Consider the following 13,787-nt stretch of genomic DNA (forward strand, 5'->3'; position numbering starts at 1 on the left):
GGGCCAAATTGAAAAGGTACGGCCTCGGCTGCTTCACACGGCATAAGGGCTGGATCTCAGCGCGGAGATCTTTCTAACCGTGTACCTTTCGGAGCGCGCCCCACGCCCCCTTGCTATCCGATTGCGCATCAGTCTGCGTCTTCGCCTACATCTTTGAGCCTAGCAAAGGCTCGCCGACGCGGGTCAGTGTTTTTAGACTGATTCGAGCTTTGCCCCAATCGGGCAGGAAGAGAAGCGCCTAACGGCCGTCGATCCCCCACTGCACTAGCACATTTGTGCTAATCGACCGCCCTGTCCGCTGGCGCTATATTCCACCGCACCCCCGATGTTCCTCAACGTTGCCTGTTCGCAGCGTACGGGATCGTTGTGCCTGGAAATCAGAACAACACCAAGGAAGACACACCATGAAACTGCATGCAAACCTTTGCAAGATCACCCTGGTCGGCGCTGTGCTGTTCGGCGTTGCCGGCTGCCAGACCGTCAAACCCACTGAAGCGAGCATGAAAGAACGCGCGCAAACGGTGATCGGTAAACCGGTGTCGAAAATCGACAATATCCGCAACGACAGCACCCTCACCTACTACACCGCGTACACCCCGGCCGGGGAATACAACTGTGAATTGCCCAGCGGCGTAATTATCGCCGTGGCGAGCATGGGCATGATGTCGCCGCCGCTTTCCTGCCTGCCAAAAGGCGCTTCGCCAATCCCGCTGCAATAATTTCCCCGCCCGGTAAAGGACACCGTTTGCCCATGAAAACTCTGATCGCAACACTCACCCTCAGCGCCCTGTTCCTGACCGGCTGCGCCACACCCAAACAGTGGGAAGCTACCGGCGGCAGCAAAAACGATGGCGTCGTCCAGGTTTCCTATGAACTGGGCCAGTTCGAAAGCGGCCAGACCAGCGCCGAACAAGGTTTGACCGTTGCCACGCAACGCTGCAAGACCTGGGGCTACAAAAACGCCGAGGTCACCGGTTCCGAGAAAAACATCTGCCGCACCATGGGCCAGTACAACTGCCTGCAAACCACCATCACCCAGGATTATCTGTGCAAGCGCTGAACACGCACTAACCCTGTAGGAGCTGTCGAGTGCAACGAGGCTGCGATCTTTTGATTTTGATCCTGAAAATGAAGATCAAGAGATCGCAGCATGAACAGAGTATCTACAGGGTTTGGGTTTCGCAGTCGCGCAGCGCTCGCAGGGTCGCGCGCAGTTCGACCGGGCGCACCGGTTTGGACAGAATGGCAATCTGGCGATCGTGCAGGGCCGCCTGGATTTTTTCGACGTCGTGCCCGGTGATGATCATCGCCGGAACCGCCCAGCCTCTGCGCTTGCGGACATCGTCAATACACTCGATGCCAGTGGCGTGGGTGCCGAGGTCATAGTCGGCGACGATGATGTCGCAGTCGGTCATCAAATCCTGCCCGCTCAGTTCCGCTTGAACCACACAGCCCCAACGCTCCAATAACGCTGAAGTCGCGAGCAATACGTTGCGATCATCCTCCACCAGACACACCTTCAGCCCGGTCAGCAAACCGACCTGACGCGCCTCGTCGCGATTGACCGTTAACGGTGCGGGCGCAGCGATTGACAGGCCGTACAAGGTCACTGCCGTTCCCCGCCCAAGCCGCGAACGCAGGTCAACGCCGACACCGATCAACTCGCCCAGACGCTTGACGATCGACAACCCGAGCCCGACGCCTTCGACGTCTTTGTCGCGTACTTGGCGCACTCGATAAAACTCCTCGAACACCTTGGCCAGATGGTCTTCGGCGATACCGTTGCCGCGGTCATAAATCACGATGGCCAGCCCCGCTCCGCGCCGGCGCACGCCGATCAGCACCGGCCGATGCGCGCCATATTTGAAGCAGTTGGAAAGCACGTTCTGCACCAGGGTCGCGAGCAACGCCGGATCCGTGCGCACCCAATATTCACAGGGGCGCAACCGCAGCTCGACCCCGGCCCAACGTGCTGCTTCAGCGTTCTGGCGAATCAGATCCGCGAGCCATTCACCCAAATTGAAGGTTTGCAGTTTGGGCAGAATCCGGCCGTTATCGAGGGTGTACAGATCGAGAATCGAGCGGAACAGTTGCGAAACATTGAGCAGTGATCGGTCGATGTTATCGACCAGACGCCGCTCCTCATTCCCTAACCGCGACTCCCGCAGGCACGCGGTAAACAGGCCGATGGAGTGAATCGGCTGGCGCAGATCATGACTGGCCTGAGCGAGAAACCGCGACTTTTCCAGATTCGCTGCGACGGCTTCTTCGGAGGCTTTACGTGTGCGCTCCAACAGCAGATGCGCATAGAACGGAATCACCGTGCTGGTGAGCATCAGCATCAACACCATGAACGGTTGCGCTTGCCACACTGGCGTCAGGCGATAGACACACAGCAACGCCACTAACGCCAGCGCCGTGGCAATCGCCAGATAGCGCGAGCCGTAGCGCATGCCATTGCCGAGGTTGACCCAGATGATCACCGCATACAGCGGCAACGCCGCCTCACCACCGACCACCAGACCGAAACAGGTGCCGGTGTAATCGTGGACCATGGAAAAAATCCGCCGCGCCGGGTAATGCCCCGGCCAGCGTGCAATCGCCTGACGCAAACCGATCGAGGCCAGCAAAAACAGGCCAATGTAAGTGATCACGGGCAAATACGTATCGAAGCGCTGTCCCGGCAAAAAACCGAGGACGAGCATGTAAACCACGGCAATCGCGGCGATGATAATGCGAAGATTGGCCTGGTCCAGTTCGGTGTTTTTCTCGAACTTCATGGGAAACGTCCTTGTGCGGTATTCGTCAGATTCAGAAGCAGCCTACAGGCAACCCTTGCGCTCGGTGCTAATGTGCAGATCTTGAGCAACGCCTGACCCAGGGAGGGTCATGCCATGACATGCCGAATTATCATAGCCGACGATCACCCGCTGTTTCGCGAGGCAATGTTGCGCACGGTGCAGCGTTTACTCCCCGCAGCCGTCATCGACGAAGCCGGCGATCTCGACACGGTGCTGACGCTGCTGCTCTCGGGTGAAGAGCCCGACACCCTGATACTCGATCTGCGTTTTCCCGGACTGACCTGCGTCAGCCAGCTCGCCGGGCTGCGCCAGCGCTTGCCGCGCACCACGCTGATTGTGGTGTCGATGGTCGATGATGAGGCGTTGATCAGCGAAGTCATGGCCGCTGGCATTGACGGTTTTATCGGCAAAAATATTGCCCCCGATGAAATCGGTCAGGCGATTCTGGCGATTCGCGAAGGTGAAGTACTGGTGAAGTTCGCGCCGTCAGGCCTGCTACCGCTGGAAACCGACACCGCCCTCACACCCCGTCAGCAGGACGTGCTGCGCTTGATCGCCCAAGGCAAGACCAACAAGGAAATCGCCCGCGACCTGGATATCTCCCCGTTCACGGTGCGCATTCATGTGTCTTCTTTATTACGCACGCTCAATGTGCCCTCGCGAGCGGCCGCCGCCGTGAAATACACGGGGACTCTGTAGCAGCAATTCCATGGCCTCAGTGGAAAATCGGTAGGTCTTGTCACTCCCGAGCACGATCAGCCCCTCTTCACCCAGACGCTTGAGCACTTCACGCACACTGACGAACGACAGCTCGGGCGATGAAGACTCGACAAACGCATGCACTCCATTCACCCCGATCCCATGTCCGTCACGGTCGGCCACCACCAGTGCATTGATGACTTTGAAGCGGATCAGGCTGGTGCGCAGCCCAAAATGGCGCAGCAGTTCGCGAATATACGCATTGGCGCTGCGATCAAACTCAAGGGCCAATGGGTTGTTCGCTGTCCGAAACGCTGAAGGTGCGTTTACAGCACCAACGCCTGGGTGGTTAAACATGGCGAATACTCCTTTTCTGAAATGTTCAGGCGGGTTGCAGCTGCTTCCCGCCTGCCGACCACGTGTCGGACAGGCAACGTGATCGTGACTTTCTATATAGAAGGTGACGACAGCGCCGCCCTTCCCGCCCCGTCAGAAATCGACCGTGGCCGACAGCTGCAAGGTCCGTGGATAACCCGGAGAGAACGCGCCGTAGGACGCCACGCCCGACCAGTACTCACGATCGAAGACGTTCTGCACGGTGGCGCGGAACGTGGTGGGCCGGCCTTCGATTCTGGTCGCATAACGCGCGCCGGCGTCGATGCGGGTCCAGGCATCCAGTTCCTGAGTGTTGGCCTGGTTGACGTACTGGCTGTCGGTGTAAATCGCACCGCCGGTAAGGGTGAAGCCTTCAAGCCATGGCGTGTCCCATTCGGCCCATACGTTGGCTTGCACGTCCGGCACGCCAACCGGTTTGTTGCCGCGATTGGCTTGGGTCGCCGAATCGGTCAGCTCGCCGTCGAGCACGGTCACCCCGCCCATCAGGCGAGTGCCCGGTGCCACTTCGCCGAACATGCTCAACTCGACACCACGGTTGCGTTGTTCGGCCTGCACAGAGAACACGTTGTCGGCACCGACTTCACCGCTCGGCTTCTCGATCTGGAACAACGCCAACGTCGTCATGAACGTGCCGTGTTCATACTTGACGCCGATCTCATGCTGCTTGGATTCGTACGGGGCAAAGGTTTCGCCGGCATTGGACGCCGTGCCCGGGGCGATGTCGCCCTTGCTCAGACCTTCGACATAATTGTAGTAGAGCGAAACGTCCTCCCAAGGCTTGATCACCACGCCGACCAGCGGGCTCGTGGCGTTGTCCTTGTATTTCGAACTGACCGCACCGGCCGCGTTGTAGTTACGCGATTCGATGTCCTGGCGACGCACGCCGAGGGTCAACTGGAAGCGGTCATCGAGCATCGACATCGTGTCGGTCAACGCCACGCCGGACAGTTCCGATTCGGAAACGCGCAACACTTTCGGCGAATTGATGTACTGCTGCGGCCTGTCGATCGGATGGTAGATATTCGACAGGATGGCCGTGCCGTTGTTGATACCGCGTGACAGCTCATCCTGATACCGGGTCGCCATGACCGTGGTGGTGTGAGTGATCGGCCCAGTGGCAAACACACCACGCATACCGACGTCAGCCGTCGAGCGATCAACGTTGAATTTGTAGTAGCCGGGAATGTTGCTGGTATCACCGGCGTCATTGAGGATTCTCGGCACCTGGTCGGACAGGCGTTTGACGTCGGATCTACCACCGCCGGCATGAGCGAACACGGTGACGTTGTCGGTCAGGTCATATTCGCCACCGAGCAACGCCGACTGCTCTTTGGTATCCGACCAGCCCCAGTCCTGCGAGTGATTGGTGCGGCCGTTCGGCGCAGACGGCACATCAACGCCCGGCGCAATGGTGAAGGGCCGCGAAGCGCCCTCCCAGCTTTCTTTCTGGCTGATGTAATCGAGGTTCAGGCGCAGACGCTCGCCGCGATAATCCAGAGCGATCGCGCCGACACCGAGGTCGCGATGCTGATCATCGACGGCGGTATCGCCACCCTGCAGGTTGCCGTTGAAACGCACGCCGAACTGGTTCTCCGAACCGAAGCGCCGGCTCAGGTCCAGGTGCCCGCCGACCTGAGAATCCGAGGCATAGGTGCCGGTGAAACGGGTCAGGTCTTCATCCAGCGGGCGCTTGGGCACGATGTTGATCACGCCGCCGACGCCGCTGTTCGGCGAAATGCCGTACATCAGCGCGCCCGGCCCTTTGAGCACTTCGACGCGCTCGGCGTAGTCGGTGAACACCCGATAATTCGGCGCGACACCGTAGACGCCGTCGAACGCCAGCTCACCAAGGTTGCCTTCGCCAATCGGGAAGCCACGGATGAAAAACGAGTCGACGATACCACCGGTCTGCCCGGTCGAGCGCACCGAAGGATCGCGCTCCAAGGCGTCGGCGACGGTCACGGTTTGCAGATCAGCGAGGGTTTTGGCGGTGTAGCTGGTGACGCTGAACGGCGTGTCCATCACGTCTTTGTTGCCCATCATGCCCAGTCGTGCGCCGCGCGCCACCTGACCACCGGCGAGGGTTTCCGGCAAGGCAGTCGCGCCGTTGTAACGGGCGTTGACGTTGGTGGTGTCGAGGGTCAGCGCGTCCGGCGCGGCGTTCGCAGTCGGGTCGGCGGCAACGCCTGGTTGCTCGGGGCTGGCGGCCCAAGCGTTGGCGCTTCCTGCGACCAAAACGAAATTCAGCATGGCGGTACGCACGGCGAGTGCTAACACCCGCTCACCGCAAGGACGACTGACAACAGGCATGACGTGAGGATCCTTTTCATCGAGGGAAAATGGTAATCACTCCTATTGCCAGTCGATCTGCGAAAAAGTATCACCCCCAGTAAAGTTTTTTTCCGTCGCCCGATCAGGGTCAGGCGTAGAGGCGCTCCAGCGGAATCGCGACCAGCGGCAGCGCGGGGTCAAACGCGTGCCGGGTGGTCTTGTACGGAAAAATCTCGCCGCGAGCGATGGTGGTGAAAATCCGCGCCACCTCGAACGCCTGCCCGGTTTGCCAGTGCCGCACACAGACGCGCGGATCGGAGTAATCGAGCTGGATGCACGGCACCCGTCTCAAGCCCAACTGCAACGCTGCGGTGAAACGGTGATTGCCGTCCATGACGATGCCGCGCGAACGCTCGACGATGATCGGTTCCAGCCAATGCCCGGCGCGGACAATCGACTCGCGCAGCAGCGTCACGTTGACCGGGTCGACCTGCTCCGACTGCAACACTTCGCACAGCGGCCGCAGCGCAATCTGATAACCGTGGTCCATGATGATCTCCTGATTCGCCGGGGATTCAGCAGGCATCGGCGCGGGCCAATGGCGCATGCTGACTGGCCACATCGAGCAGGCGCTGGGCGTGTTCGATCAGCGGCAAGTCGACCATTTCGCCGTCCACTTGCACCGCGTGGCTGCCCGTGGCCACCGCCCGCATCACCCGATCGGCCCACGCCAGTTGGCGCGAGTCCGGCAGGAAGGCGCGCTGCACCGTCGCCAGTTGCCCGGGATGGATGCACAGCTTGGCGCCGAAGCCCAGCGAACGCGCGTATTGCGCGTCTTGGGCAACCACCGCCAAGTCGCTGATTGCCGGCGTCACGCCATCGATCGGCGACGGCAGATCAGCCGTGCGCGACGCCAGCACGATGCGGTTGCGGGCAAACAGAAACGCCTCGGGCACCTGGCTGCAGTTGATATCGAGCGAGAAATCCAGCGAGCCAAACGCCAGCCGCGCCACGCCCGCAATCGCAGCGATCGACTCGACCTGCTGCAGGCCTTTGGCGGTCTCGATGATCGCGACGATCGCCAGCGTCGGTTGCCACTCCAGCAAGCGCTCGACCGCCCGCGCCAGCGTCTCGGGACATTCGGCCTTGGGCAAAAAAATCCCATCGCAACGCTCGGGGTAACGCATGTCGCTGAGCCAGCTCAGGTCCTGGCGAAACAGCGAACTGCTGACGCTGTTGAGGCGGATGTAACGCTCACAAGCAACGCTCGGCGTTTTCTCCTGCCACGCCTGGATGGCGTCACGGGCGGCGGCTTTGCTGTCCGGATGAACGGCATCCTCAAGGTCGAGAATGATCGCGTCCGGCCCTGCTTCGCAGGCTTTGGAAAAACGCTCGGGACGGTTGCCCGGCACGAACAGGTAGCTGATCGCGAGTGGCGCTTTGCGGCTGAGTCGATCGGATTGCATGGCGTTGCTCCTTTGACGTGAACCCGTCGTGGTTTGTGAAAACTTTCAGGCCCGTTCAACGGCGGATTTGCCTGCCGTTCCGGGGCTTATCGCAACAGCCCTTAACGCCTTATTGATCAAGCAATTAAGAGACTTTTTAATCTCGGGACGAACGAGTCCTTGAGCGTGTAAATACACGTCCATGGATTCGCCTTGAGCAGGTCGTTATTGAAAAATATTTGAAAACCTTACTTGATAATCGTTCCTGCTCGCAATATTGTTCACGCCGCCAAGAGGAACTATTCTCGTATCAAAGCGAGTCATCGGTATCTGCAAAAGTACCTGTCAGTGATGTCACTTAAACATCAGCTACAGGCTGCTACAGGGCAATGGCCAGCAACTAATGGCCATTCAGTACATCCGCACAAACCTTATGGAATGGGGTTCTCATGCAATTGTTTTGTGAACCATTTATTACGATCAGGGCTACAGATCCAATAGCGGATTTCACTTGGCATCCGCCTCCAAGTTATTTAAAGGCTCGACGCTGACGAGCAAAAAAAGACGACCTGCATCGATAACGATCGGTGATCGAACTATCAATGGCGACGTAACTTTCGACGCCAGGGGTTAACTATGCCTACAACAAATAAATCTGCTGTTGAACAGCCGTATAAAGTTCATCACCCGGAGATGTTAACGCCGTTGATCGACCCGGTTATTTCCACGTTTATCAACAAGTTCCCGAACAAACTTACAGACTTGGTGGAACAACAGGGCTCACCGTTAAATCTGGTCTGGCCCCATGCGTTTGAATTAAACACGCAAGCGCTGCTGAACGTGTTGAAGCAATACCAGGTGCCCCATGCCATTTTCTACGGGGCCAAGGCCAACAAGTCGCAAAGCATGCTCGGCGCTGCAGCGAATTCGGGGATCGGCGTCGATGTGTCGAGCATTCACGAATTGAATGCTGCCCTGCGCGCAGGTGTGCCGGGCACCAGAATCTGCGCCACAGGACCGGCCAAAACAGCCGTTTTCCATCAAGCGCTGATCAGCGCCGGTTCATTGATTTGTGTGGATTCGCTGGAGGAATTCGATCACCTGCATAGCGTGTTCCCAACACAGCCAGGTCCGACGAAAACCAGAGTTTTACTGCGTTACAGACCGCAAAGCAGTCCGAAGAGCCGATTCGGAATGGGCTCGCAAGACCTGCTGCAATGCCTGCAAAGGCTGGCAGAAAAACCTGAGCTTTTTCACTTTGAAGGTTTCCATTTTCACCTCGGCGGCTATGGATTCGAATCCCGCGCACAAGCCTTTCGTGAGGTCAGCGGATTTATCGAGGCTGCCAGGGAAATGGGCTTGAATCCGCAGATAATCGATATCGGTGGCGGCTTGCCGATTCGTTATGTCGAACCGCAGGCCTACGCTCAATTCCTGCAGAACGACAATAACCCCAGCCACTATTACAATCAGAAAGTTCCCGCCGCTTATTATCCTTACGGCAGTGAACTGACCGCGACACAATGGCTGACGTTATTGCTCGAAGCCGAGCATTCGCCGGGCTTGTCGATTGCCAATTACTTGCAGACGCAGAATATAACCCTCGCACTCGAGCCAGGCCGAAGTCTGGTCGATCAAGCCGCCATGTCAGTATTTCGCGTCACGCGCAGCAAACAATTGGCTGACAATAAAACCGTCATCTTCGTTGAGGGCAGCAGTTTCAGCGCTTGCGAAACCTGGTTTACCTCGGAATATCTGGTAGATCCGATACTTGTCAGCACCAAACAACAGCCACACGCCCCGATCCAAGCTTATATCGCCGGCCATAGTTGCCTGGACGATGACGTCATTACCCATCGCCTGATCAACTTTGCAACGGCACCGCAAGCCGGTGACTTATTGATTTATATCAACACCGCCGGTTACCAGATGGACTTGCTGGAAAACGAGTTTCATCGCCATCCCCTGCCCCGGCGGTTGACGGCGACCTGTTGTACGGAAGGTAACTATGCGTTTTCACCTGACTACTAAAGGGAACAATTGCAATGATCTTGAATAAAGTTTCTGACCTTATCGGTAATACACCGATGTTGGGCATCGATGTTCCGGATACCAACGCGCGATTATTGTTGAAGATTGAAAAGAACAATCCCGGCGGCAGTATCAAAGACCGCATGGCGCGCAACATGGTGCTGGCGGCGCTCAAGTCCGGTCGCCTGAAACCCGGCGGTGTCGTTGTCGAATCGTCGTCGGGCAATACCGGGATTGGCTTGGCCATGGCCGCGGTCGAGTTCGGTCTGCATTTCATCGCCGTGGTCGATCACCACGCCGCGCAAGACAAGATCGCCGTGATGAAGGCCCTCGGTGCCGACATTCGTTTCGTCAAAGGCACTTATCGCGAAGACGAAGTCGCGGTGGTCGAGCGTCAACAGATGGCCGCCGAACTGGCCAGCGAGATTCCCGGCGCGGTATTCATGAACCAGTCCGACAATGCGGCGAATGCCGGCGGTTACAGTGATTTCGTCCGCGAAACCATTGTCCAGGCTGAAGGCGTGGTCGGCGCTTACGTCGGTTGCGTCGGCACCGGCGGTTCGATGACCGGCATCGCACGCGGCTTGAAAGTGCACAACCCGGAAACCGTCACCGTCGCGGTGGAACCGGCCGGTTCGATTGTCTTCGGTCACCCCGGCTACCCGTACTACCAATCCGGCACCGGCACGCCGGCCGGCGACACCGTGGGTCTGGTGCTCGACTACAGCTGCATCGATCTGGGCGTGCAAGTCACCGACTCGCAGGCATTCGAAACCGCGCGCTACATCGCGCGCAACTTCGCCCTGCTGGTCGGCGGCTCCACTGGCGGTGCAATTTTCAAGGCGCTGGAGCTGATCCACAAAGGTGTGCTGAGCGGCAACGTCGTGGTGCCGATTGCCGACGGCGGCGAGAAATACCTGCACACCGTGTTCGACGACAAGTGGCTGCAGGAGCGCGACCTGATCGATCCGAGCATCGCCCCGCAACTGGACGCCTGGCTGGGCAAGACCCACTGGCTGGACTCTGTTTCCGCGCCGCTGCAACTGAGCGTCGCATGACCCACCCTTCACACAGGAACGCCTCTCGATGAATCTATTGAAAGTCGCCATCTGTGGTGGCGGCAGGACCGGCCATCTCAACGCCATCCTGTTCAAGCAGCTACCCAATGTTCAGGTTTCGCTGCACACCCACAATCAGGAAGTCATCGAACAGCACGCCCGCCAGACGCCGATGCAGGCCTTGTTGCCGGACGGCTCGACGCTGAGCGCCCGACTGGATCGAGTGACCAGCGATGCCAGGGTTGCGGTGGAAGATGCCGACATCGTCATCATCACCGTGCCGGCCCATGCGCGTCCGCAAACATTGAAAGATATCGCGCCGCATCTGACCACCAGCAAACCCGTGTTCATCGGCGCTATTCCCGGCTTCTGCGGTTTCGACTGGCTGGCCGAAGCGACCCTGCCCGACCGGCCGAACGTGGTGATCTGGGGCATGAAAGATGTGCCGCACACGGCGTTCGAATTGACCCCGGGACGCTCGATCAAAATGGGCGGCGGTAAAAGCCAGTTGTACGTCGCGACCCATGCCCGAGAGCCGCAAACCGCGCGCCGCCAATTGGAGAAAACACTCACCCGGCTTTATGGCCCGTGCGTGACGATGCTCGACCACTTTCTGGAAATCACCCTGACGCCGGGCAACCCGATCATGCACAGCTCGGTGATCTACGGCCTCATCGGCCCTTACGGCCAATGGCATCGCAAGATCTTCCCGCAACGCATGTGCTGGTGGACCGAATGCCCGGAACTCGGCGCGTATTTCCTTGAACGCATGGATCAGGAAAGCCAGCAACTGTGCGCGGTGATCAGCCAGCGTCTGGGCATCGACCTGTCTTCGGTGAAATCCCTGAAACAGGAAATCGTCGAGGCCTACGGCGAGCAGATTCGCGACCCGAGCAGCATGCTGTCGATCCTGCGCACCAATCAGGCCTACAACGACATCCTTGCGCCGATGGTACCGGCCGCAGACAACCGCGCCGGTTACGTGATCGAGCGCGAGAGCCGCGCCTTCAACGAAGACGTCGCCTACGGCCTGGTGCTGCTGGTGGAAATGGCCAAACGCTTCGACCTCAAGGTGCCTTATATCGAGGAAGTCCTGCAGTGGAGCGTGGCCTACATGGAAGGCCTGCGCGGCTCGGCACTCGACTATTTCCCGCGCCAATGGCCGCACACGACAAGCGCCGCCGCTTGATCTTCTTACTCAATTTTCGACGAGCAGACCGCTGATATGGATGACTTCAAGACACTGATCGCCTACTCCCGCAAAAACGCCATGCGCCGTCTGGTGCGTTGCCTGTTTGCGGAAAACATCCTCGACCGTTCGGCCCTGAGCTTTTCCGTAGAGGGCCACCAGGCGACTTACCCGCTCAAGGGCGGTCGCGCCCATCTGGCCTTTTCCGACATAGCCAAAGGCCCGGCCGATACCGTGGTCAACGACGGCGACGTGGTGTTGGTCACCGATGAAGGCGTACGCCAGGTCATCACCAGCCACCAGGACATGCTCGATGTGCTGCGCGACAGCTTCGACTTCGCGCCGACCGACGACGGCATCGCGGGGCTCAAATCCGACATGGAAAACAGCCTGAGCAACGACGCCCACGCCCGTCAGCATCGTCAGCATTGGAACGCCCGACTGGCACAAGCCGCCAAGGATCAAGGACTGCACAGCTTCACTGATTACTTGCGCCAGCACGCCAAAACCAAGGACGCCGCCATTCTTCTCGACCAGTGGGGTTCGCTGGAAGGTCACCCGTATTACCCGACCTGGAAAGCCCGCCCGGGCCTGACCGATGAAGAGGTCGAGCTACTATCGCCCGAGTTCAACGCACAGGTGCCCCTGCGCATCGCCGCACTGCGCGCCGACAACGCGAAAAGCGAAAGCATGCCGCACGTGATCGATTACCGCGCCTGGTTCGCCGAGCATTTCCCGACGCAATGGGCGCAATGGAAAGCCTCGCTCAACAGCAAGGGACTGGACGAAAACCAGTGGCTGCCCTTGCCGATCCACAGCTGGCATTTACAAGCCTACGTGCTGGAAACCTTCGCGCAGGAAATCGCCGACGGCATTCTGATCACCGATGGCCCGGACCTGCCAACCCTGCCGACCATGTCCTATCGCACGATGATGCCGGTACTGGACGAATCCGCGCCGCTGATCAAACTGCCCATCGCGGTATGGATGACCAGCGAACTGCGCAGCCTGCAAGCCAAGTCGATTCACATGGGTCCGCGCATCAGTACGGTGATCAGCAAGATTCTCGAGACGGAAAACGGCTTCGATCAACGCCTGGAAATCTTCCCGGAAGAAATCGGTGTGCGTTACAAAAACGCGGTGACGCAGGACGATCACCCGGGCCGTCATCTGTCCGTGGTGTATCGCGCCAGCGCACCAGCGTTCGAACGCAACGATAAGTGTCTGCCGATAACCGTGGCTTCACTGTTCACCCGTTTGCCCGGCAGCGGTCGTCCGCTGTTCACTGATCTGATTGAACGCGACGGTGTGCGCGCCAATACTGCGCAGGTCGAGAACTGGTTCCGCGAGTACGCGAAAGTGGTGACTCACCCGGTGGTGGCGATCTACTTGATGTACGGCATCGGCCTTGAGGCGCACCAGCAAAACACCATGGTGCTGTTCTCCCCGGACGGCAAAGCACGTAGTCTGCTGATCCGCGATTTCGGCGATGGCCGCACTTACGCGCCGTTGCTCGAGGGCCGTGGTTACAGCCTGCAACCGCACGTGCAGCCGGGTATTCTGCCGACAGTGTTCTCCGGTGATATCGAGCCGGTGCGCATGTTTGTGCTCGACGCGGCGTTCCTCACGCACCTGCATGAGATCGCCCTGTGGCTGACCAAAGAGTACGGCTTCAATAACACGCGGCTGTGGCAGATTCTGCGCGAGGAAACCGACCTTGCCTTCGAGGCCGTGCGTGATCGTGTCGCGGCAGATGTGTGGGAAACCGAGCACAAGGCGTTCGTCGAAGAGCCATGGCCAACCCGTTCGCTGTTGCGCATGCACTTGATGCAGTACAGCAACTATCGTTTGCAACACACCCTGACCAACCCGCTCGCTAGCGTTTAACCGAGGCTGA

The 13,787-nt window shown here is 58.9% G+C and carries 12 protein-coding genes; 7 read left to right on the forward strand and 5 right to left on the reverse strand.

Annotated features, from left to right (window positions below):
* Positions 1–404: 404 nt before the first annotated feature.
* Positions 405–719 (forward strand): hypothetical protein, encoded by a 315-nt coding sequence (locus ACOYXE_RS10540; protein WP_160057415.1) that lies wholly within the window; start codon positions 405–407, stop codon positions 717–719.
* Positions 720–751: 32 nt separating this feature from the next.
* Positions 752–1,060, forward strand: coding sequence for a YecR family lipoprotein (gene yecR / locus ACOYXE_RS10545; protein ID WP_160057414.1), 309 nt, complete (start codon positions 752–754; stop codon positions 1,058–1,060).
* A gap of 103 nt (positions 1,061–1,163) precedes the next feature.
* Here yecR and ACOYXE_RS10550 read toward each other — a convergent pair whose 3' ends face one another.
* Positions 1,164–2,780 (reverse strand): ATP-binding response regulator, encoded by a 1,617-nt coding sequence (locus tag ACOYXE_RS10550; protein ID WP_160057413.1) that lies wholly within the window; start codon positions 2,778–2,780, stop codon positions 1,164–1,166.
* A 114-nt stretch (positions 2,781–2,894) separates the two neighbouring features.
* Between ACOYXE_RS10550 and ACOYXE_RS10555 the strand changes: the two genes are divergently transcribed.
* A complete protein-coding gene (locus ACOYXE_RS10555) occupies positions 2,895–3,500 on the forward strand; it encodes a LuxR C-terminal-related transcriptional regulator (RefSeq protein WP_160057412.1) in 606 nt (201 codons plus the stop codon).
* On the opposite strand, the gene ACOYXE_RS10560 is transcribed toward ACOYXE_RS10555, so the two are convergent.
* From ACOYXE_RS10560 to ACOYXE_RS10575, 4 genes are all read right to left on the reverse strand, one after another.
* Complete coding sequence (locus ACOYXE_RS10560) at positions 3,438–3,857, reverse strand: fe2+ zn2+ uptake regulation protein (protein ID WP_460929088.1); 420 nt, start codon at positions 3,855–3,857, stop codon at positions 3,438–3,440. The genes ACOYXE_RS10555 and ACOYXE_RS10560 overlap by 63 nt on opposite strands.
* Before the next feature lie 132 nt (positions 3,858–3,989).
* Positions 3,990–6,206: a TonB-dependent receptor gene (locus ACOYXE_RS10565; RefSeq protein WP_460929090.1), complete on the reverse strand. Its 2,217-nt coding sequence runs from the start codon at positions 6,204–6,206 to the stop codon at positions 3,990–3,992.
* 109 nt (positions 6,207–6,315) lie between these two features.
* Positions 6,316–6,717, reverse strand: a complete 402-nt coding sequence (locus ACOYXE_RS10570) for a transcriptional regulator (RefSeq protein WP_460929092.1) — start codon at positions 6,715–6,717, stop codon at positions 6,316–6,318.
* 25 nt (positions 6,718–6,742) lie between these two features.
* On the reverse strand, positions 6,743–7,633 hold the full coding sequence (locus tag ACOYXE_RS10575; RefSeq protein WP_460929094.1) for an HpcH/HpaI aldolase/citrate lyase family protein: 891 nt from the start codon (positions 7,631–7,633) through the stop codon (positions 6,743–6,745).
* Between the two features lie 615 nt (positions 7,634–8,248).
* Here ACOYXE_RS10575 and ACOYXE_RS10580 point away from each other — a divergent pair.
* Genes ACOYXE_RS10580 through ACOYXE_RS10595 form a run of 4 tightly spaced genes read left to right on the forward strand, consistent with a single transcriptional unit; the run spans position 8,249 to position 13,777 of the window.
* Positions 8,249–9,643 (forward strand): Y4yA family PLP-dependent enzyme, encoded by a 1,395-nt coding sequence (locus tag ACOYXE_RS10580; RefSeq protein ID WP_460929096.1) that lies wholly within the window; start codon positions 8,249–8,251, stop codon positions 9,641–9,643.
* 14 nt (positions 9,644–9,657) lie between these two features.
* Positions 9,658–10,701, forward strand: coding sequence for a PLP-dependent cysteine synthase family protein (locus ACOYXE_RS10585; RefSeq protein WP_460929098.1), 1,044 nt, complete (start codon positions 9,658–9,660; stop codon positions 10,699–10,701).
* Positions 10,702–10,729: 28 nt separating this feature from the next.
* On the forward strand, positions 10,730–11,890 hold the full coding sequence (locus tag ACOYXE_RS10590) for an NAD/NADP octopine/nopaline dehydrogenase family protein (protein ID WP_460929100.1): 1,161 nt from the start codon (positions 10,730–10,732) through the stop codon (positions 11,888–11,890).
* 36 nt (positions 11,891–11,926) lie between these two features.
* The gene (locus ACOYXE_RS10595) at positions 11,927–13,777 is read left to right on the forward strand and encodes an IucA/IucC family protein (protein WP_460929102.1); all 1,851 of its coding nucleotides are present in this window, start codon (positions 11,927–11,929) and stop codon (positions 13,775–13,777) included.
* Positions 13,778–13,787 lie beyond the last annotated feature (10 nt).

It is taken from the genome of Pseudomonas sp. MC6, from assembly GCF_054790575.1.